General features: G+C 61.1%; 16 protein-coding genes. 12 read left to right on the forward strand and 4 right to left on the reverse strand.

Annotation, left to right across the window (positions count from 1 at the left end):
- The first annotated feature begins 35 nt into the window (after positions 1-35).
- Entirely contained in the window at positions 36-1,940 is a 1,905-nt protein-coding gene (thiC, locus tag GIW28_RS02650; RefSeq protein ID WP_138453474.1) for a phosphomethylpyrimidine synthase ThiC, read from the forward strand.
- Positions 1,941-2,076: 136 nt separating this feature from the next.
- A complete protein-coding gene (gene cytX, locus GIW28_RS02655) occupies positions 2,077-3,366 on the forward strand; it encodes a putative hydroxymethylpyrimidine transporter CytX (protein ID WP_236445731.1) in 1,290 nt (429 codons plus the stop codon).
- Here cytX and GIW28_RS02660 read toward each other — a convergent pair.
- Entirely contained in the window at positions 3,335-4,081 is a 747-nt protein-coding gene (locus tag GIW28_RS02660; RefSeq protein WP_186617917.1) for an RsiV family protein, read from the reverse strand. The two genes, cytX and GIW28_RS02660, sit on opposite strands and share 32 nt — an antisense overlap.
- A gap of 194 nt (positions 4,082-4,275) precedes the next feature.
- Here GIW28_RS02660 and GIW28_RS02665 point away from each other — a divergent pair, with 194 nt between their 5' ends.
- From GIW28_RS02665 to GIW28_RS02705, 9 genes are all read left to right on the forward strand, one after another.
- On the forward strand, positions 4,276-4,893 hold the full coding sequence (locus tag GIW28_RS02665; RefSeq protein ID WP_017138486.1) for an NUDIX domain-containing protein: 618 nt from the start codon (positions 4,276-4,278) through the stop codon (positions 4,891-4,893).
- On the forward strand, positions 4,884-5,333 hold the full coding sequence (locus GIW28_RS02670) for a DUF1249 domain-containing protein (RefSeq protein WP_017138485.1): 450 nt from the start codon (positions 4,884-4,886) through the stop codon (positions 5,331-5,333). The genes GIW28_RS02665 and GIW28_RS02670 overlap by 10 nt, the downstream gene beginning before the upstream one ends.
- 86 nt (positions 5,334-5,419) lie before the next feature.
- Entirely contained in the window at positions 5,420-6,235 is an 816-nt protein-coding gene (gene cpdA / locus GIW28_RS02675) for a 3',5'-cyclic-AMP phosphodiesterase (protein WP_099548085.1), read from the forward strand.
- Between the two features lie 178 nt (positions 6,236-6,413).
- Positions 6,414-7,022 carry a YqiA/YcfP family alpha/beta fold hydrolase gene (locus GIW28_RS02680; RefSeq protein WP_099548086.1) on the forward strand — a complete coding sequence of 203 codons (609 nt, stop codon included), beginning with the start codon at positions 6,414-6,416 and terminating at the stop codon, positions 7,020-7,022.
- Between the two features lie 44 nt (positions 7,023-7,066).
- Positions 7,067-8,971, forward strand: a complete 1,905-nt coding sequence (parE, locus tag GIW28_RS02685; RefSeq protein ID WP_099548087.1) for a DNA topoisomerase IV subunit B — start codon at positions 7,067-7,069, stop codon at positions 8,969-8,971.
- Positions 8,971-9,966 carry an esterase-like activity of phytase family protein gene (locus tag GIW28_RS02690; RefSeq protein WP_236445729.1) on the forward strand — a complete coding sequence of 332 codons (996 nt, stop codon included), beginning with the start codon at positions 8,971-8,973 and terminating at the stop codon, positions 9,964-9,966. Before parE ends, GIW28_RS02690 begins: the two co-directional genes overlap by 1 nt.
- Positions 9,963-10,484, forward strand: coding sequence for a retropepsin-like aspartic protease family protein (locus GIW28_RS02695; RefSeq protein WP_017138480.1), 522 nt, complete (start codon positions 9,963-9,965; stop codon positions 10,482-10,484). Before GIW28_RS02690 ends, GIW28_RS02695 begins: the two co-directional genes overlap by 4 nt.
- Before the next feature lie 10 nt (positions 10,485-10,494).
- A complete protein-coding gene (parC, locus tag GIW28_RS02700) occupies positions 10,495-12,759 on the forward strand; it encodes a DNA topoisomerase IV subunit A (protein WP_017138479.1) in 2,265 nt (754 codons plus the stop codon).
- Positions 12,760-12,935: 176 nt separating this feature from the next.
- A complete protein-coding gene (locus GIW28_RS02705) occupies positions 12,936-13,643 on the forward strand; it encodes a PqiC family protein (protein WP_170039107.1) in 708 nt (235 codons plus the stop codon).
- 189 nt (positions 13,644-13,832) lie between these two features.
- Here GIW28_RS02705 and GIW28_RS02710 read toward each other — a convergent pair whose 3' ends face one another.
- Positions 13,833-15,365, reverse strand: a complete 1,533-nt coding sequence (locus GIW28_RS02710) for an AhpA/YtjB family protein (protein WP_065930685.1) — start codon at positions 15,363-15,365, stop codon at positions 13,833-13,835.
- A gap of 133 nt (positions 15,366-15,498) precedes the next feature.
- Here GIW28_RS02710 and serB point away from each other — a divergent pair, with 133 nt between their 5' ends.
- On the forward strand, positions 15,499-16,713 hold the full coding sequence (serB, locus tag GIW28_RS02715; protein ID WP_017138476.1) for a phosphoserine phosphatase SerB: 1,215 nt from the start codon (positions 15,499-15,501) through the stop codon (positions 16,711-16,713).
- A 141-nt stretch (positions 16,714-16,854) separates the two neighbouring features.
- Here the strand turns inward: serB and asd are convergent, their stop codons facing one another.
- Both asd and rhdA read right to left on the reverse strand, forming a co-directional pair.
- Positions 16,855-17,715: an archaetidylserine decarboxylase gene (asd, locus tag GIW28_RS02720; protein ID WP_017138475.1), complete on the reverse strand. Its 861-nt coding sequence runs from the start codon at positions 17,713-17,715 to the stop codon at positions 16,855-16,857.
- A gap of 15 nt (positions 17,716-17,730) precedes the next feature.
- Positions 17,731-18,546, reverse strand: a complete 816-nt coding sequence (gene rhdA / locus GIW28_RS02725) for a thiosulfate sulfurtransferase (protein ID WP_099548090.1) — start codon at positions 18,544-18,546, stop codon at positions 17,731-17,733.
- Between the last annotated feature and the right edge of the window lie 8 nt (positions 18,547-18,554).

The raw sequence follows: 18,554 nt of genomic DNA on the forward strand, positions 1-18,554 counted from the left end.
AAAATCCACCGCCTGGATAAGTTGGAGAGCCCGTGATGAGCACTGAATTAAAAAGCCAAAAATTAAAAAATACCGTGCACCTGAGTGAATCGGCCAAAGTCGACTCCGGCTCCGTGCAGCCGTTTACCCGCTCGCAAAAAATCTACGTGCAAGGCACTCGCCCGGACATTCGTGTGCCGATGCGTGAAATCAGCCTGGACGTGACGCCCACCGATTTCGGCGGTGAAATCAACGCACCGGTGGTGGTGTACGACACCTCCGGCCCGTACACCGACCCCAACGTCATCATTGACGTGCGCAAAGGCCTGGGTGATGTGCGTTCGCCGTGGATCGAAGTGCGCGGCGACACCGAGCGCCTGTCCGGCCTGAGTTCGCACTTTGGCCAACAGCGCCTCAGCGATGCTGAGCTCACCGCACTGCGCTTTGCCCACGTGAAGAACCCGCGCCGCGCCAAGGCAGGTGCCAACGTCACGCAGATGCACTACGCGCGCAAAGGCATCATTACCGCCGAGATGGAATACGTCGCCATCCGCGAAAACATGAAGCTTGAAGAAGCCCGTGCCAGTGGCCTGCTCGACCAGCAGCACGCCGGTCACAGCTTCGGCGCCAGCGTGCCGAAAATCATCACGCCTGAGTTTGTGCGCGAAGAAATCGCCCGTGGCCGCGCGATTATCCCGGCCAACATCAACCACACCGAACTGGAGCCAATGATCATCGGCCGTAACTTCCTGGTGAAGATCAACGGCAATATCGGCAACAGTGCGTTGGGTTCGTCCATTGAAGAAGAAGTGGCGAAACTGACCTGGGGCATTCGCTGGGGTTCGGACACGGTGATGGACCTGTCCACTGGCAAGCACATCCACGAAACCCGCGAGTGGATCATCCGCAACTCGCCGGTGCCGATTGGCACCGTTCCGATCTATCAAGCCTTGGAAAAAGTCGGCGGCGCCGCCGAAGACCTGACGTGGGAGCTGTTCCGCGACACCCTGATCGAACAGGCCGAGCAGGGCGTCGACTACTTCACCATCCACGCAGGCGTGCTGCTGCGTTATGTGCCGCTGACTGCCAAACGCGTGACCGGCATCGTGTCCCGTGGCGGTTCGATCATGGCCAAGTGGTGCCTGGCGCACCACAAAGAGAACTTTACCTACACGCATTTCGACGAAATCTGCGAAATCATGAAGGCCTATGACGTCAGCTTCTCCCTTGGCGACGGCTTGCGTCCAGGCTCGATTGCCGACGCCAACGATGCTGCGCAATTCGGCGAACTGGAAACTCTCGGCGAGCTGACCAAAATCGCCTGGAAGCACGACGTGCAAACCATGATCGAAGGCCCGGGCCACGTGCCGATGCAGTTGATCAAGGAGAACATGGACAAGCAGCTCGAATGCTGCGACGAGGCGCCGTTCTACACCCTCGGCCCGCTGACCACCGACATCGCACCGGGCTACGACCACATCACCTCGGGTATCGGTGCGGCGATGATCGGCTGGTTCGGTTGCGCCATGCTCTGCTATGTCACGCCCAAGGAACACTTGGGTTTGCCGAACAAGGATGACGTGAAGACCGGGATCATCACCTACAAGATCGCCGCGCACGCTGCGGACTTGGCCAAGGGGCATCCGGGCGCGCAGATTCGTGACAACGCCTTGAGCAAGGCGCGCTTCGAGTTCCGCTGGGAAGACCAGTTCAACCTCGGCCTGGACCCTGACACCGCGCGTTCGTATCACGATGAAACCTTGCCGAAGGACTCGGCCAAGGTCGCGCACTTCTGTTCGATGTGCGGGCCGAAATTCTGCTCGATGAAGATTACCCAGGAAGTACGCGAGTACGCCGCCAACCAACGCATTGAAGCGGTGGATGTGGACGTGGCCAAGGGCTTGGCCGAGCAGGCGGAGCGGTTCAAGCAGGAAGGCAGTCAGCTGTACAAGAAGGTCTGACATCCACGATCGTTCCCACGCTCAGCGTGGGAATGCATCCCGTGACGCTCTGCGTCACAAAGGCGGACGCAGAGCGTCCTTAGCGGCATTCCCACGCAGAGCGTGGGAACGATCATGTCCCTCAGAGATAAAACCCTTGAGCATTCAACCGAGTACTTACTCTCCTGAAATCGCGGTGCCGGCTGACAAACGCGTGTTCGGCGCCCGCGACCTGTTCTCCCTGTGGTTCTCCCTTGGCATCGGCCTGATGGTCCTGCAAACCGGCGCCTTGCTCGCGCCGGGCCTGGGCTTGTCCGGCTCGTTGCTGGCGATTTTTCTCGGCACGCTGGTCGGTGTGTTGCTGCTGGCCGCCGTCGGTGTGATCGGCAGCGACACCGGCCTGTCCGCCATGGCCGCGCTCAAACTCAGCCTCGGCGCCAAGGGCGCGAGCCTGCCGGCACTGCTGAACCTTTTACAACTGGTCGGCTGGGGCTCGTTCGAGATCATCGTGATGCGCGACGCCGCCAGCTTGCTGGGCACCCGCGCGTTCAGCGAGGGCAGCCTGCTCGCCAGCCCATTGCTGTGGACCCTGTTTTTCGGAGGCTTGGCGACGTTGCTGGCGGTCAGCGGGCCGCTGACATTCGTGCGCCAGATCCTGCGTAAATGGGGCATCTGGCTGCTGCTCGCCGCCTGCCTGTGGCTGACCTGGAACCTGTTCGCCAAGGCTGACTTCACGGCGTTGTGGGCCAAGTCCGGTGACGGCTCGATGCCGTTTGCGGTGGGCTTTGATATTGCCATCGCCATGCCGCTGTCGTGGTTGCCACTGATCGCCGACTACTCACGCTTCGGCCAGCGCGCCAAAAGCGTGTTCGGCGGTACGGCGTTGGGCTTCTTTATCGGTAACTTCTGGCTGATGAGCCTGGGCGTGGCCTATACCCTGGCATTTGCGCCCAGTGGTGAAGTGAATGCGCTGTTGCTGGCGCTGGCCGGTGCTGGCTTGGGCATTCCGTTGCTGCTGATCCTGTTGGACGAGTCGGAAAACGCCTTTGCCGATATTCACTCGGCGGCAGTGTCCAGCGGGGTTCTGTTGCGCTTGAAGGTCGAGCACCTGGCCTTGGCCATCGGTGTGATCTGCACCTTGATCGCCTGCCTGGCGCCGCTGGCGCAGTATCAGAACTTCCTGCTGCTGATCGGCTCGGTGTTTGCGCCGCTGTTTGGCGTGGTGCTGGTGGATCACTTTATCCTGCGTCACCGTGGCCAAGGCACGGTTGCCAACCTGCATTGGCCGGCGCTGGTGGCCTGGCTGGGTGGCATCGCCACCTATCACGTGCTGGCCAACCTGTATCCGAATATCGGTGCAACCCTGCCGGCACTGGTGCTGGCAGGGCTGTTACAGCTGATCCTTGGGCGTGCGGTCAGTGGCGCGCAGGCATCAGCTCAGGCTTGAGCACGCCGGTGAGGCGCGCATAGGGGATGGTCATTTCGATCAGCCCCAATGCATAAGGGGCGATGGTGCTCACGTTGTACTTGAGCACCACGCCGGCGCTGGTCAGGGCCACATTCGGGGTTTTCTGGAACGGCCAGCTCTTCACGAACTCCGGGTCGCGGTCCATCTGCGAATTGATCAGCCAGCTGTTGTGGGCGACTTTCGCGGTGTTCCAGAACGCCTGTTCCTGGCCCGGCAGCAGCATGTCGGCCAGGCTCAGTTCTTTGTGCAGCAGGCGTGAATAGTTGATGAAACCGCGGCCGGGCTCGCCGTGGGCGGTGCCGGTATCCAGATAACTGGACACTTCAACGATCACCAGTCCGTCATGCTGCTCACGTACCTTGGCTTGCAAGTACATGCTGTTGCGGTTGGGCGACTCACGCAGGAACTTGTCGCGGTACGCATTCAAGGTCGGCGGCACGCTGGCGCCGGGCGTGGTGCGGGTCATTTGCAGCAGGCGTTGCTCAACAATGCTGTCCAACTGCGGCTCGCTGGGGAAGTGCACGGTGTCGATGTTCACCAGTGGGCATTCCGGGCTGTTGCAGCCGGGTTTGATTTGTTCGGAAGTGTCCGGCTTGGTGTCCAGGGGCTTGAGGTAGCTGGGCTGGAACAGGCTCTGGCAAGCGCCCAGAGTCAAGGCAATACAGGCCACGGAGGCGATTTTTAAAAGCGACATGTGCGTCCTTCGGAAATCGATGGAAAGCGAAAAAGAGTAGCGCTTCGACTGCGAACAAAGCCGTCAGTTCGCCACTAAGCTGATTAGAGTGAGTTTGACGTCCGCCGTCTATCCCGGCAACCGGAAAGGGGCTGCATCAAGGGCCATGGGCGCGTTAGGATGGCGCGAATTGCACCTGCGTAACGAGGAAGGATATGACGGACATTGCCAAATCGACGCCGAACACCATCGAGATCGTTCAGCGCGACAATGCCTATAAGGGCTTTTACCAGCTTGATCGCGTGCAACTGCGCCACGAGAAGTTCGATGGCGGCATGAGCCGGGTGATCAATCGTGAAGTCTTTGTGCGTCATGATGCGGTGTGCGTGCTGCCCTACGACCCGCAGCGCGATGAAGTGGTGTTGATCGAGCAGTTCCGTATCGGCGCCATGGGCCGTACCGGCAACCCGTGGCTGGTGGAAATGGTCGCGGGGCTGATTGATAAGGATGAACAACCGGAGGAGGTTGCACACCGCGAAGCCGAGGAGGAAGCTGGCCTTACGTTCTCTGCGCTGTGGCCGATCACCAAATATTTCCCGTCGCCCGGTGGCAGTACCGAATTCGTGCACTTGTACCTCGGTCGTTGCGACAGCTCAGGTGCAGGTGGCGTCCATGGACTGGAAGAAGAAGCAGAAGATATCCGCGTCACCCCCTGGGCCTTTGAAGATGCCCTGCAAGCGGTGCGTGACGGCAAAATTTCCAACGCAGCCAGCATTATCGCCCTGCAATGGCTTGCGCTTAATCGCGCGGAAGTGAGGGGGTTATGGCAGTAAAGGCACGGGAACGATACCGGGTTGACCTGATCGGGTTGCAAGCCGCCTGCGAGGCCAATTATGCGCGGCTGATGCGCCTGCTCCCCGACATGCGTCACGCGCCTGAGGCGCGGCGTATTGCCGTGACCCATGGCGACCAGATGCTGGGCGTGCTGACCCTTGAGGTCATCGTCAACTGCCCGTACACCACCACCCTGCGGGTGCGCCAGGAGCACAGCCTGCCCTGGCTGCCGGTGCCGCAGCTGGAGGTTCAGGTGTATCACGATGCGCGCATGGCCGAAGTCATCAGCGCAGAACATGCGCGACGCTTTCGCAGCATCTATCCTTACCCGAATGTGTTCATGCACCAGCCCGATGAGAAAGCACAACTCAATGTGTTCCTCGGCGAATGGTTGAGTCACTGCCTGGCCCTGGGCCATGAATTCGAAGTCGTGCGCTAGATGTGAACTGCGTCTTTCCTCTTTGTGTCCTGCCCCAGCATAATCGCGCTACCTATCCATTCCTGTGATTGCCTTGGGAGAGCGCCTTGCCGAGCGTATCCGCTGTGAACCCTGATGCGTCGGTGCTGCTGGTGCAGTTGTCCGACAGCCACCTGTTTGCCGAGGCCGACGGTTCGCTGCTGGGCATGAACACCCGCGACAGCCTGCAGCGGGTGATTGGTTTGGTGCGCGAGCAACAGCCGCAGATCGATTTGGTGCTGGCCACTGGAGACTTGTCCCAGGACGGCACGCTTGAGTCTTACCAGCTATTTCGCGACCTGACTCGGCAGATCGACGCGCCGGCGCGCTGGATTCCTGGCAACCACGACGAGCCGCAGATCATGGCCCACGCGGCGGTGCACAGCGATTTGCTCGAGCCGGTGGTCGATATCGGCAATTGGCGCGTCACCCTGCTGGATTCGGCGGTTCCGGGCTCGGTCCCCGGTTATTTGCAGGATTCGCAATTGCAATTGCTCGCCCAAGCCCTGAGTGAGGCGCCAAACCGTCATCATCTGGTGTGTTTTCACCATCATCCGGTGTCCATCGGTTGTGCGTGGATGGAGCCCATCGGCCTGCGCAACCCTGAAGCCCTGTTTGCCGTACTCGACCGTTTCCCACAGGTAAAAGCGGTGCTGTGGGGCCATGTGCACCAGGAAATCGACCGCGAGCGCAACGACGTGCGCCTGCTGGCGTCGCCGTCCACCTGTATCCAGTTCGCGCCGGGCAGCGAGGACTTCAAGGTCAGCGAGCAGGCACCGGGGTATCGCTGGCTGCGATTGCATGCCGACGGACGGTTGGAGACGGGCGTGGAGCGGGTAAAAGGATTCGAATTTACCGTCGATTACGGCAGCAACGGCTATTAAACCCTGCAAACACTGATCAAAATGTGGGAGCTGGCTTGCCTGCGATAGCGGTGGGCCAGTTAATCAATAGCTAACTGATCCGCCGCCATCGCAGGCAAGCCAGCTCCCACATTCGATCCGCTTCTGCCTGTATTCCCTGTAAACTGCGCCTCTTTGGCTGATGCACGGAGAGCCCGGCATGTCCGCGTCGATTCTATATATCCACGGTTTCAACAGCGCGCCTGCGTCCAACAAGGCAACCCAGTTGAGCACCGTGATGGACAGCCTCGGGTTGAGCGACCAATTGCGTGTGCCGGCCCTGCATCACCACCCGCGTCAGGCGATTCCTCAATTGGAAGAGGCCATTGCGGAACTGGGGCGGCCGCTGCTGGTGGGAAGCTCACTCGGCGGCTACTATGCAACCCATCTTGCCGAACGCCATGGCCTCAAGGCGCTGCTGGTGAACCCGGCGGTCAGCCCGCATCGGATGTTTGACGGTTACCTGGGCACCCAGAAGAACCTCTACACCGATGAAACCTGGGAGCTGACCCACGACCACGTCACGGCCCTGGCCGAACTGGAAGTGCCGGCGCCCCAGGATGCCGCGCGTTATCAAGTGTGGTTGCAGACCGGGGATGAAACCCTGGATTATCGCCTCGCCCAGCAGTATTACCGGGCCTGTGCCTTGCGCATCCAGGCCGGTGGCGACCATGGTTACCAGGGGTTCGCCCAGCAATTGCCGGCCATGTTGAGTTTTGCCGGCATTGGCGCAGATCAGTATCAATCCTTCGACTTTGCAGCACTGTAAAGTCCAGGGGCACTTTTTAATCGAACGACTCACGACGAGACCCCATGGCCACTCCCAGCGCTAGCTCTTATAACGCCGACGCCATCGAAGTCCTCTCGGGCCTCGACCCGGTGCGCAAACGCCCCGGCATGTACACCGACACCAGTCGGCCGAACCACCTTGCCCAGGAAGTCATCGACAACAGCGTCGACGAAGCCTTGGCCGGGCATGCCAAGTCGGTACAAGTCATCCTCCACGCCGACCATTCCCTGGAAGTGTCCGACGATGGTCGCGGCATGCCGGTGGACATTCACCCGGAAGAGGGTGTGTCGGGCGTCGAGCTGATCCTTACCAAGCTCCATGCGGGCGGCAAGTTCTCCAACAAGAACTACCAGTTCTCCGGTGGCTTGCACGGTGTGGGTATATCCGTGGTCAACGCCCTGTCGACCCTGGTGCGGGTCAAGGTCAAGCGTGACGGCAACGAGTACCAGATGACCTTTGCCGATGGCTACAAAGCCACCGACCTGGAGGTCGTCGGTACCGTTGGCAAGCGCAACACCGGCACCAGCGTGTACTTCGCGCCGGACCCGAAATACTTCGATTCGCCAAAATTCTCCATCAGCCGCCTCAAGCATGTACTCAAGGCCAAGGCGGTATTGTGCCCGGGCCTGCTGGTCAGCTTTGAAGACAAAGGCACCGGCGAAAAGGTCGAATGGCACTACGAAGATGGCCTGCGCTCCTACCTGGAAGACTCGGTCAGCGACTTTGAACGCCTGCCTAACGAGCCGTTCTGCGGCAGCCTGGCGGGGAATAAAGAAGCCGTCGACTGGGCGCTGCTGTGGTTGCCCGAAGGTGGCGACAGCGTGCAGGAAAGCTACGTCAACCTGATCCCCACCGCCCAGGGCGGCACCCACGTCAACGGTTTGCGCCAGGGTTTGCTGGACGCCATGCGCGAGTTCTGCGAATACCGCAGCCTGTTGCCGCGCGGTGTGAAGCTGGCGCCGGAAGACGTGTGGGAGCGCATCGCGTTCGTGCTGTCGATGAAGATGCAGGAGCCGCAGTTCTCCGGCCAGACCAAAGAGCGTTTGTCGTCCCGCGAGGCGGCGGCGTTTGTCTCCGGTGTGGTCAAGGACGCGTTCAGCCTATGGCTCAACGAGCACCCGGAACTGGGCCTGGCCCTGGCGGAGCTGGCGATCAACAACGCCGGTCGTCGCCTGAAGGCCAGCAAGAAAGTCGAGCGCAAGCGCATCACCCAAGGCCCGGCACTCCCAGGCAAATTGGCCGATTGCGCCGGGCAAGACCCGATGCGCTCCGAGCTGTTTCTGGTCGAAGGTGACTCCGCCGGCGGTTCCGCCAAGCAAGCGCGGGACAAAGAGTTCCAGGCGATCCTGCCGTTGCGCGGCAAGATCCTCAACACCTGGGAAGTCGACGGCAGCGAAGTCCTGGCCAGCCAGGAAGTGCACAACATCGCCGTTGCAATTGGTGTAGACCCGGGCGCGGCGGACATGAGCCAGCTGCGCTACGGCAAGATCTGCATCCTCGCCGACGCCGACTCCGACGGCCTGCACATCGCCACGTTGCTCTGCGCACTGTTTGTGCAGCACTTCCGCCCGTTGGTGGATGCCGGCCACGTCTACGTCGCCATGCCGCCCTTGTACCGTATCGACCTGGGCAAAGAGATTTTCTACGCCCTGGACGAAGCCGAGCGCGATGGCATCCTCGACCGCCTGGTGGCCGAGAAGAAACGCGGCAAGCCACAGGTCACGCGATTCAAAGGCCTGGGTGAGATGAACCCGCCGCAGTTGCGCGAAACCACCATGGACCCGAACACTCGCCGCCTGGTGCAGTTGACCCTGGAAGACTTCGCCGGCACGTCGGAAATGATGGACATGCTGCTGGCGAAGAAGCGTGCGCCGGACCGCAAAGCCTGGCTGGAGTCCAAGGGTAACCTGGCCGAGGTGCTGGGCTGATGCGCACAGGTTTCGCCCTGGCGATCCTGATGTTGAGCGGGTTGGTGGCCACCCAAGGGGTGGCCGCGCCCGTGGCTGAGCTTAAACTGGTCTCCGAACACCTGGTGGACGGCATGCGCGGTGGCAACCTGTCGGGCCTGGCGCTGTGTGGCCAGGGCCTGTGGACGGTTTCCGACCGCGATGACGACCAGATTTACCGCCTCGATATCAGCGCGCCGACCTGGAAGGCCGAAACCGTGAAGATCGAGGTGCCACCGGTGCCCGAGTCCGGCCTGCCTTGGGGGCTGCGCTCGCGCACCAAGGCTGCATCGTTCATTCGTGGCGGCGACCTGGATTTTGAAGGCATCACCTGTGACGCCGCCGGCAACCGCTACATTGTCAGTGAAGCCCATGCGGCGGTGCTGCAAGTGCCGGTGAACGGTGCGCCGCAATGGTTGAAGATTGCTCCGGGCATGGTCCGCGAAGCGCGGGCCAGTGGGATGTTGCTGCACTTCAATGCCTTGTTCGAAGGTTTGGCGATCAACCCCGAAGGCAATCAGATCTGGCTGGCCGCCGAGCGAGAGCGACGAGGGTTGATCTCGATCAAGCGTGGCCAGAGCGTGTGGGATTGCGATGGGCCCTGTGTGTTGCTGAGCGAGGCCGGCCAGGAAGTGCAACCGGCACAGTTCACCAACGCCAAGGCGGTGTCCAAGGACTTTGCCGACCTGGCGCTGTTCAACGGCAAGCTGTTTACCCTGGAGCGCAATGCGTTCCAGATTTGCCGGCGCGATGCGGTCACGGCCAAAGTCGAGCTGTGCTGGTCGTTTGCCGACGAAACCCTGACACCGAACCGGCGTTATGCCCAGCCTTATGGCTTGGCCGAAGCCCTGGTGGTGGATGCCGAAGGTGTGTGGTTGGGTATCGACAATAATTTTGGCCCGCGTGCCGACGGTGAAAAACGCCCGGTGGTCTATCGTTTTGCCGCGCCGGCCGGTGGCTGGGGCGCCCAACCATGACGGCAGCGCCGCCCGGCAAACGTGCCGGACGTGTACTGATGTTCGTGGCATGGGGCGCCGGGCTGTTTTTGGCCACGCGTTTTTTTGGGCAGTGGGAAGCGCGTCAGGAAAACCCCAATGCGGTGGTGACCTCAGAGCAGCATGAGGGTTACATCGAAGTAAAATTGCTGGGCAACGGCCAAGGGCATTTTGTCGCCAGCGGCCAGATCAACGGATCGCCGGTGGAGTTTATGCTCGACACCGGCGCGACCGATGTGGCTGTGCCGGCCGAATTGGCCGACCGCCTCGGGCTCAAGCGCGGCCTGCCCGTGACCTTGAGCACCGCCAATGGGCGTAGCCAGGGCTACCGCACCAGCCTTGATCGCCTGAAGCTGGGCGATATTGTCCTGCAGGACGTCCGCGCGCTGGTAGCGCCGGGCTTGGGCGGTGAGCAGGTACTGTTGGGCATGAGTGCATTGAAACAACTTGAATTTACCCAGCGCAGCGGCACCATGCTGCTGCGCCAGACCAAACAATGATGAGGCCCGCATGAGTGACATCCTCGCAGACAGCTTAGATGGCGTAGAACGCCGATCGCTGGCTGACTTCACCGAAAATGCCTACCTCAACTACTCCATGTACGTGATCATGGACCGTGCCTTGCCGCATATCGGCGACGGCCTTAAGCCCGTACAACGGCGCATTATCTACGCCATGAGTGAGTTGGGCCTGGACGCAGATTCCAAGCACAAGAAATCGGCGCGTACGGTCGGTGACGTGCTTGGTAAGTTCCACCCGCACGGCGACTCGGCCTGCTACGAAGCCATGGTGCTGATGGCCCAGCCGTTCAGCTACCGCTACACCTTGGTGGATGGCCAGGGTAACTGGGGTGCGCCGGATGATCCCAAGTCCTTCGCCGCCATGCGTTACACCGAGGCGCGCCTGTCGCGTTACTCGGAAGTGCTGCTGAGCGAGTTGGGCCAGGGCACTGCGAACTGGGGGCCGAATTTTGACGGCACCTTGGACGAACCGCTGGTGTTGCCGGCGCGTTTGCCGAATATCCTGCTCAATGGCACCACCGGCATCGCGGTCGGCATGGCCACTGACGTGCCGCCGCACAACCTGCGCGAAGTCGCGACTGCCTGTGTGCGTTTGCTCGATGAGCCAAAAGCTACGGTCGAGCAGCTCTGCGAACATATTCAAGGCCCGGATTACCCGACCGAAGCGGAAATCATCACGCCGCGTGCCGACCTGCTGAAGATGTACGAGACCGGCAAGGGCTCGGTGCGCATGCGCGCGGTTTACCACATTGAAGACGGCGACATTATTGTCACCGCACTGCCGCACCAGGTGTCCGGTGCCAAGGTGCTGGAGCAGATTGCCGCGCTGATGCAGGCCAAACCGTCGAAATTGCCGCAAGTGGCTGACTTGCGTGACGAGTCCGACCACGAAAACCCCTGCCGCATCGTGATCATCCCGACCAACAGCCGGGTCGACCACGAAGTGCTGATGCAGCATCTGTTCGCCAGCACCGACCTTGAGTCCAGCTACCGGGTCAACGTCAACATCATCGGCCTGGACGGCAAGCCACAGCTGAAAAACCTGCGCAACCTGCTGGTGGAATGGCTGGAGTTCCGCGTACAGACCGTGCGCCGCCGCCTGCAATTTCGTCTCGACAAGGTTGAGCGCCGCCTGCACCTGTTGGATGGTTTGCTGATCGCTTACCTCAACCTGGATGAAGTGATCCACATCATCCGCACCGCCGAGCACCCGAAAGCCGAGCTGATCGCGCGTTTCGAACTGAGCGAGATCCAGGCCGACTACATCCTCGACACCCGCTTGCGTCAGTTGGCGCGGCTCGAAGAGATGAAGTTGCGCGACGAGCAAGACGCGCTGCTCAAGGAGCAAGCCAAGCTGCAAGCCCTGTTGGGTAGCGAAACCAAGCTCAAGAAGCTGGTGCGCAGCGAACTGATCAAAGACGCCGAAACCTATGGCGATGATCGCCGCTCGCCAATCGTCGAGCGCGCAGAAGCGAAAGCCCTGACAGAAACCGAACTGTTGCCTAACGAGAAAATTACCGTCGTTCTGTCGGAAAAGGGTTGGGTTCGTTCCGCCAAAGGGCATGATATTGACGCCACCGGCCTCTCGTACAAGGCTGGCGATGGTTTCAAGACCGCTGCGGCCGGGCGTTCCAACCAGTTTGCGGTGTTTATCGACTCCACCGGGCGCAGCTATTCGGTGCCGGCGCACACCTTGCCATCGGCACGTGGCCAAGGCGAACCGCTGACCGGGCGTCTCACACCGCCACCGGGGGCGAATTTCGAGTGCGTGCTGCTGCCGGATGACGATTCGCTGTACGTGATCGCCTCCGACGCGGGTTACGGTTTTGTGGTCAAGGGTGAAGACCTGCAGGCCAAGAACAAGGCGGGCAAAGCGTTGTTGAGCTTGCCGAACAACGCCAAGGTGATCCTGCCGCGCACCGTGGAGGACCGCGAGAGCAACTGGCTGGCGTCGGTGACTACCGAAGGGCGTTTGCTGGTGTTCAAGATCAGCGATTTGCCGCAGTTGGGTAAAGGCAAGGGCAACAAGATTATCGGGATTCCCGGGGAGCGCGTGGCCAGTCGCGAAGAGTACGTGACCGACATCGCCGTGATCCCGGAAGGCTCTACCCTGGTGCTCCAGGCTGGCAAGCGCACGCTGTCACTGCGCCCCGACGACCTTGAACACTACAAGGGTGAGCGTGGCCGACGGGGTAATAAACTGCCGCGTGGCTTCCAGCGCGTGGATGCTTTGCTAGTGGAAACGCCTGTTTAAGGCGGATTAGAGGGCTCGATCTACGATTTAACGCGTAGATCGGCGCTTTCGCGCTGGAGTCAGGGCGCATATTCACGGATGATATGGCCTTTCCAGCGCCGGCGTGGCCGAGCGTGTTTAGGTTATTTTTAGTATTACATTGTGGTTCGCCTTGTGGCAGCCACCTGGATGGGATGATGACTGCTCCACGCCTTCCTTTATTTTTGATGCTCGCTGGCCTTTTGGGGCTGGCGGGTTGCAGCACACACCAACCGGTGTCGCTGTACCAGCTGGACAGCGGAAGTCCGGCTCAGCCTGCGCAAACCGCAGGCATGGCCGTTTTGCTTGGCCCGGTCGTCGTTGCTGATTACCTGCAACGCGAAACCCTGCTTCAACGTCAGAACGACGGCAGCCTGCAAGGTTCCACCGATGGTCGTTGGGCGGGTAGTTTGTCGTCCGATATCAACCAGCTGATGTTGCGTCAGGTGGCTGGCCATCTCGACAGCCAGCGTGTGGTGCTTGCGCCTGGGCCGGCGGGTTTTACCCCGGACGTGCAGGTATTGCTGACCATCACGCGGCTTGACTCGGGTGCTTCGCAACCGGCGATTCTTGACGCCCAATGGCGCTTGATCGACCGCCGTGGCCAGGTGCGCGATAACCGCATCGTGCACCTGCAGGAAGAACATACCGGCACCACCGCGTCCCAGGTCCAGGCCCAGGGCGTGTTGTTGCAGCATCTGGCGCAACAGTTGTCGGTGGCGCTCAAGCCATTGGCCAACCAGCCGCCAGTGGCCGAGGCGCCGCGCAAGCAAGCGCCGTCCCAGGCCAAACCGTCAGCTCCGCAGAAGCCTAAGATGCCGATGGCCACGCCGATTCGCACGGATATGGAAGTGTTCAGGTTCTGATCTGAATCGCGCCCAAACAAAAGGCCCGCTTACTCAGCGGGCCTTTTTGTTGTCTGCGATTTGATCGTTCCCACGCTACGCGTGGGAATGCCTCTTGGGACGCTCCGCGTCCCGCCGTCAGCACTGCGCAGCAGTGACGCAGAGCGTCACGGAATGCATTCCCACGCGGAGCGTGGGAACGATCAGCTGTCAGGGCTTGTTACGGGTCTCATGCATCCGCGCCAACTGCCGCTCGAGCATCGACGGGTACGGCTCCATCAGCCGCTCCACACAGCTAGCACCTTCAGGGCTGGCAATCGGGCGGATACGTGCGCGCTGGCGGATCAACGCATCTTCACTGATCTTGCGCTCCACCAGCAGCAGGTTGCGGCTGTGTTGGGACAAGGCCAGCGCATCCTGGGCGATCTCGGTAAGCAGCAGGTCGATCTGGCTCATGCCGAACAGATCGTCACCGACGGTCAGGCCAAGTTGCAGCTGCAAGGTAATGCCGCTGTCGGCCACTTCAATCTGCAAGGCATGGCCGAGGGCGCGCAGCAGTTCGCCGCAGCAAATCGCGTTGGTCAGGTAGTCTTCGCCGCTGTCTTCACTGTGGAACAGCATCAACGTGCTGCCATCGTTCAGGGTGTGCAGCTCGCTCTGGTAGAGCGACGCGGCCTGGTCGAGGCAGTCGCGGTAGCGCTCCAGCAATTCGGTGAGGCGGGCGCGGGGCAGGCGACGCAGTTGGTCCTGCGAGCCCAGTTGCACCGCCAGTACGGCGCTGTGCTGCGGCTCGGTATTTTTCACCGGCGCAGGTTGCGGGGCGACAACGGGTGCGGCGGCCGAGGTGTCGCGCAGGTCGGCGAACGGGTCTTCATCGTCCAGTTCGTCTTCTTCGGCCTTGATCACCTGGCGTGGCGCAGGCTTGAGGGCGGCCACCGGCGCGCTTTCGTCAAAGCCTGGGTCACGCAGGTTGCGCACTTCAAACTCGGGCTCATCGTCGTAGTCGGTGTCGTCGTACTCAGGCTCGGGTTCAACCTCAGGCACCACCGGCTCCGGGGCGAAGCTGGCGTGAAGCTGGCGGGCGAGGTCGCCGATTTCATCCTGGCGGTCGGTGGCCGGGGTGTGTTCGTCGATATCGCGCAGCCAGATGCGCAGTTGCATCAGCGGCGTGGAGATATGCCGACCCAGGCGCAAGCTCAGGGCCAGGGCCAGTGCCAGCAGGATCGCGCTGAGGATGCCCATGCTTTGCAGGCTGATGGTCATCGGCTGCTGGAATTGCTGCATGTCGAGGCTGATGCGCAGTTGCCCGGCCTTCACATCCTGAAACGTAATATTGCTCGAATACAGACCTTCGGCTTCACCCAGCAGGCCGTTTTTCGGGCGCTGCCCGGCTTCGGCCATGATCCGGTTGTCCACGCTGTAGATGGCGGCGTGGGCCACCAGCGGGTTCTTGGTCAGGTTATTGAGCAGCACGTTGAGGCTGAGGATGTCGTTGGACACCAGCAACTCAGTCGCCGAAGTGGCGGTCTGGGTCGTCAGGCTCTCGCCCAGGGCGTCGGCTTGCTCGTGCATGGCCTGCTTGAACTGCAAACCCATCACGCAGGCGTAGATCACCAAGGCCAGAGCGACCAGGATCACGTTATGGCTGGCGATGCGTAATGCGATCGGTACACGGCGGTGGCGCAGTGCCCGGAAGATCAGCAGGAAGAAGTTATCGGTTTTTACTGGCGTGGGCCGGTTCACTTGCGCTCGGCTCTTGGTCCGTGAAGTTGACGCGCAGTATAGCGACAGGCCTAGAACCGGCAAAGCGCTCGCTGTGCCCGATGGTCACTGAAAGTGGGTAGAATGCGGTTTTTTTCCAGCCTGGGGGTGCGCTTTGCGCGAAATTGTCCTGATAAACATCACCGGCGAAGACCGCCCGGGTCTCACCGCAGCCATTACCGGTGTTCTGGCCCAGGGTGGTGTGAACATTCTCGACATCGGCCAAGCGGTGATCCACGACACGCTGTCGTTCGGCATCCTGGTGGAAATCCCCAGCACCGAGCAGGCCTCGTCGGTGCTCAAAGACATCCTGTTTACGGCGTATAAGCTTGATCAACAGGTGCGTTTCACCCCGGTTTCCGAAGCCGATTACCAGCATTGGGTCGAAGGCCAGGGTAAAAAGCGCCACATCGTGACCCTGCTGACCCGCAAAGTAACCGCCGAACAATTGCAGCGTGTCAGCTCGATCACCGCTCAATATGGTTTGAATATCGATCACATCGACCGTCTGTCGGGTCGTATGCCGTTGGACACGCCGGCCGACAAAGGCAAGGGCTGCATCGAGTTCTCCGTGCGCGGCGAGCCGGCCGACCCGCAAGCCTTGCGCGCCGAATTCCTCAGCGTGGCCCAGGAACTGAATGTCGACATCGCCTTCCAGGAAGATTCGCTGTTCCGCCGTAACCGCCGCCTGGCGGTGTTCGATATGGATTCCACGCTGATCGAAGCCGAAGTCATCGACGAGTTGGCCAAGGCCGCCGGTGTGGGCGAGCAGGTGTCCGAAATCACCGAGCGCGCCATGGCCGGTGAGCTGGATTTTCGCGCCAGCTTCAAGGAGCGCCTGGCACTGCTCAAGGGCTTGGACGTAAGTGTGTTGGATTCGATCGGTGCTTCGCTGCGCCTGACCGAAGGCGCCGAAACCTTGTTTGCCGAACTCAAGCGCCTGGGCTACAAGACTGCAATTCTCTCGGGCGGTTTCACCTACTTCGCCAAGCAATTGCAGGCCAAGCTGGGCATTGACTATGTATTTGCCAACGAGCTGGAAGTGGTGGATGGCAAAGTGACCGGCGTGGCGGTCGAGCCGATTGTCGACGCACAGCGCAAGGCGGACTTGCTGAAGGAATTGGCCCACAAGGAAGGTTTGCGTCTGGAGCAGACCATTGCGGTCGGCGACGGCGCCAATGACTTGCCGATGCTGGCGATTGCCGGGTTGGGTGTGGCGTTCCGTGCCAAGCCGCTGGTCAAGCAATCGGCCAAGCAGGCGATTTCGACGCTGGGGCTGGATGGTGTGTTGTATCTGCTGGGCTTTCGCGATCGCGACGGGCAGTTGTAAGCCGATCTAACTGCAAGATTGCAGTAACTGTGGGAGCCGGGCTTGCCCGCGATAGCGATAGTTCAGTCATTGAAGTATTGACTGATACGCCGCTATCGCGGGCAAGCCCGGCTCCCACATTTGATTTGCATCAGCTTTAAATCAGGCTTTCGGCAGTGCGATACCCTGGCCCATCTGCACCGGCGTACCCGCCACCAACTCCTCTGCCCACTTCACCTGATCCGGCCCGAACAGCACGATGGCGGTCGAACCCAGCTTGAAGCGGCCCAGTTCAGCACCTTTCTCCAAGTGAATCGGCGCGCGTGCGGCTTCGTCGTAGCGGAAGGTTTTCAGCTCGCGTTTCGGCGGCGTGACCAGCCCGGCCCATACGGTTTCAATCGACGCCACAATCATCGCGCCCACCAACACCACAGCCATCGGGCCGCGTTCGGTGTCGAACAGGCAGACAACACGCTCGTTGCGCGCAAACAGTTCCGGCACGTTTTCGGCGGTGGTCTGGTTGACCGAGAAAATCCGGCCCGGCACGTAGACCATCTCACGCAGCGTACCGGCCAAAGGCATGTGTACGCGGTGGTAATCCTTCGGTGACAGGTAAATAGTGGCGAAATCACCGCCCATGAACGGTGCAGCCAACGCCGCATCACCACCGAGCAATTCCAGCACGCTAAAGCTATGGCCTTTGGCCTGGAACACACGACCGTGTTCAATCGGGCCAAGCTGGCTGACCGCGCCGTCGGCTGGGCTCAGCACCGCGCCTGGAGTTTCATCCAGCGGGCGGGCGCCGTCTTTCAGGGCGCGGGTAAAGAAGGCATTGAAGTGCTCGTAGGCAGTGAGGTCTTCGACCAGCGCCTGGGACATGTCCACTTGATAGCGCTTGGCGAACCACGCAGTGAAGGCATTCTTGAACCAGCGCACGCGGCACTCGGCAATGCAGCCGGCCAGGCGCGACAGCAAGTGGTGCGGCAGCAAGTACTGGCTGAGGATAAACAACTGCTTTTTCATAACTGTCCTTAAACCTTAAATCTCGACGGGGGTGTCGGGGTGGTTGCCCCATTCGCCCCAGGAACCGGCATAACCTTTGACTCGCGGATAACCGAGCGCCTTGGCCACCAGGTAGGTGAAGCCAGAGCGGTGGTGAGTCTGGCAGTGGGTGATGATTTCTTTGTCGCGGGTCAGCCCGAGGTCTTCGAGGATCTGCGGCATGTCGCGGCGGATACGCAGGTTGCGCGCCTTGTCCATACCGGCAGTCCATTCGAAGTTGACGGCGCCGGGGATGTGACCACCCTTGGCGGCGAGCACTTTCTCGCCGGAATATTCCAGCGGGCCGCGTGCGTCCCAGATCCCCAGGTCGGCGGCGCCGAGACGGCTTTGCAGGTATTCGCGGGTGGCGGTGGGGCCGTCGTGCAGCGTGAGGCTGACCGGGCCGCCAACCGGGGCGGGCACTTCGGTGGATACCGGGTGTTTTTCGTCCAGCCAGGCCAGCAGGCCGCCATCCAGGTAGTGGTACTTCTGGTGGCCGATCACGTCGAGCAACCAGATGAACCGCCCGGCCCAGCCGCCGCCTTCGTCGTCATAGACGACGTAAGTGGCGTCCGGGGTGTGGCCCAGTTCGCCGAACAGCTTTTCCAGGTCGGCCTTGTGCGGCAGCAAGCCGGGTGCTGGCGGCTGGCCCAGTTGGGTGCGCTTGGGGTCAACGAAATGCGCGCCGGGGATATGCCCTTCGGCGTAGCGGGCGGCACTGGTGAGGTCCACCAGAATCAAGTGTTCGGCATCCAGGCGACCAAGCAGGTCGCTGGACTCGATCACCAGCGGCAAGCCAGAGAAGTCAGGCATGTGAGGTC

The organism is Pseudomonas sp. PA-5-4B (assembly GCF_021606215.1).
Classification (GTDB): domain Bacteria; phylum Pseudomonadota; class Gammaproteobacteria; order Pseudomonadales; family Pseudomonadaceae; genus Aquipseudomonas; species Aquipseudomonas edaphica.

Excerpts from the sequence above, each read along its gene's own strand:
- thiC (WP_138453474.1), top strand. The coding sequence starts at position 36 with ATGAGCACTGAATTAAAAAGCCAAAAATTAAAAAATACCGTGCACCTG.
- GIW28_RS02660 (WP_186617917.1), bottom strand. The coding sequence starts at position 4,081 with ATGTCGCTTTTAAAAATCGCCTCCGTGGCCTGTATTGCCTTGACTCTG.
- GIW28_RS02665 (WP_017138486.1), top strand. The coding sequence starts at position 4,276 with ATGACGGACATTGCCAAATCGACGCCGAACACCATCGAGATCGTTCAG.
- GIW28_RS02670 (WP_017138485.1), top strand. The coding sequence starts at position 4,884 with ATGGCAGTAAAGGCACGGGAACGATACCGGGTTGACCTGATCGGGTTG.
- GIW28_RS02680 (WP_099548086.1), top strand. The coding sequence starts at position 6,414 with ATGTCCGCGTCGATTCTATATATCCACGGTTTCAACAGCGCGCCTGCG.
- parE (WP_099548087.1), top strand. The coding sequence starts at position 7,067 with ATGGCCACTCCCAGCGCTAGCTCTTATAACGCCGACGCCATCGAAGTC.
- GIW28_RS02690 (WP_236445729.1), top strand. The coding sequence starts at position 8,971 with ATGCGCACAGGTTTCGCCCTGGCGATCCTGATGTTGAGCGGGTTGGTG.
- GIW28_RS02695 (WP_017138480.1), top strand. The coding sequence starts at position 9,963 with ATGACGGCAGCGCCGCCCGGCAAACGTGCCGGACGTGTACTGATGTTC.
- parC (WP_017138479.1), top strand. The coding sequence starts at position 10,495 with ATGAGTGACATCCTCGCAGACAGCTTAGATGGCGTAGAACGCCGATCG.
- GIW28_RS02705 (WP_170039107.1), top strand. The coding sequence starts at position 12,936 with ATGACTGCTCCACGCCTTCCTTTATTTTTGATGCTCGCTGGCCTTTTG.
- asd (WP_017138475.1), bottom strand. The coding sequence starts at position 17,715 with ATGAAAAAGCAGTTGTTTATCCTCAGCCAGTACTTGCTGCCGCACCAC.
- rhdA (WP_099548090.1), bottom strand. The coding sequence starts at position 18,546 with ATGCCTGACTTCTCTGGCTTGCCGCTGGTGATCGAGTCCAGCGACCTG.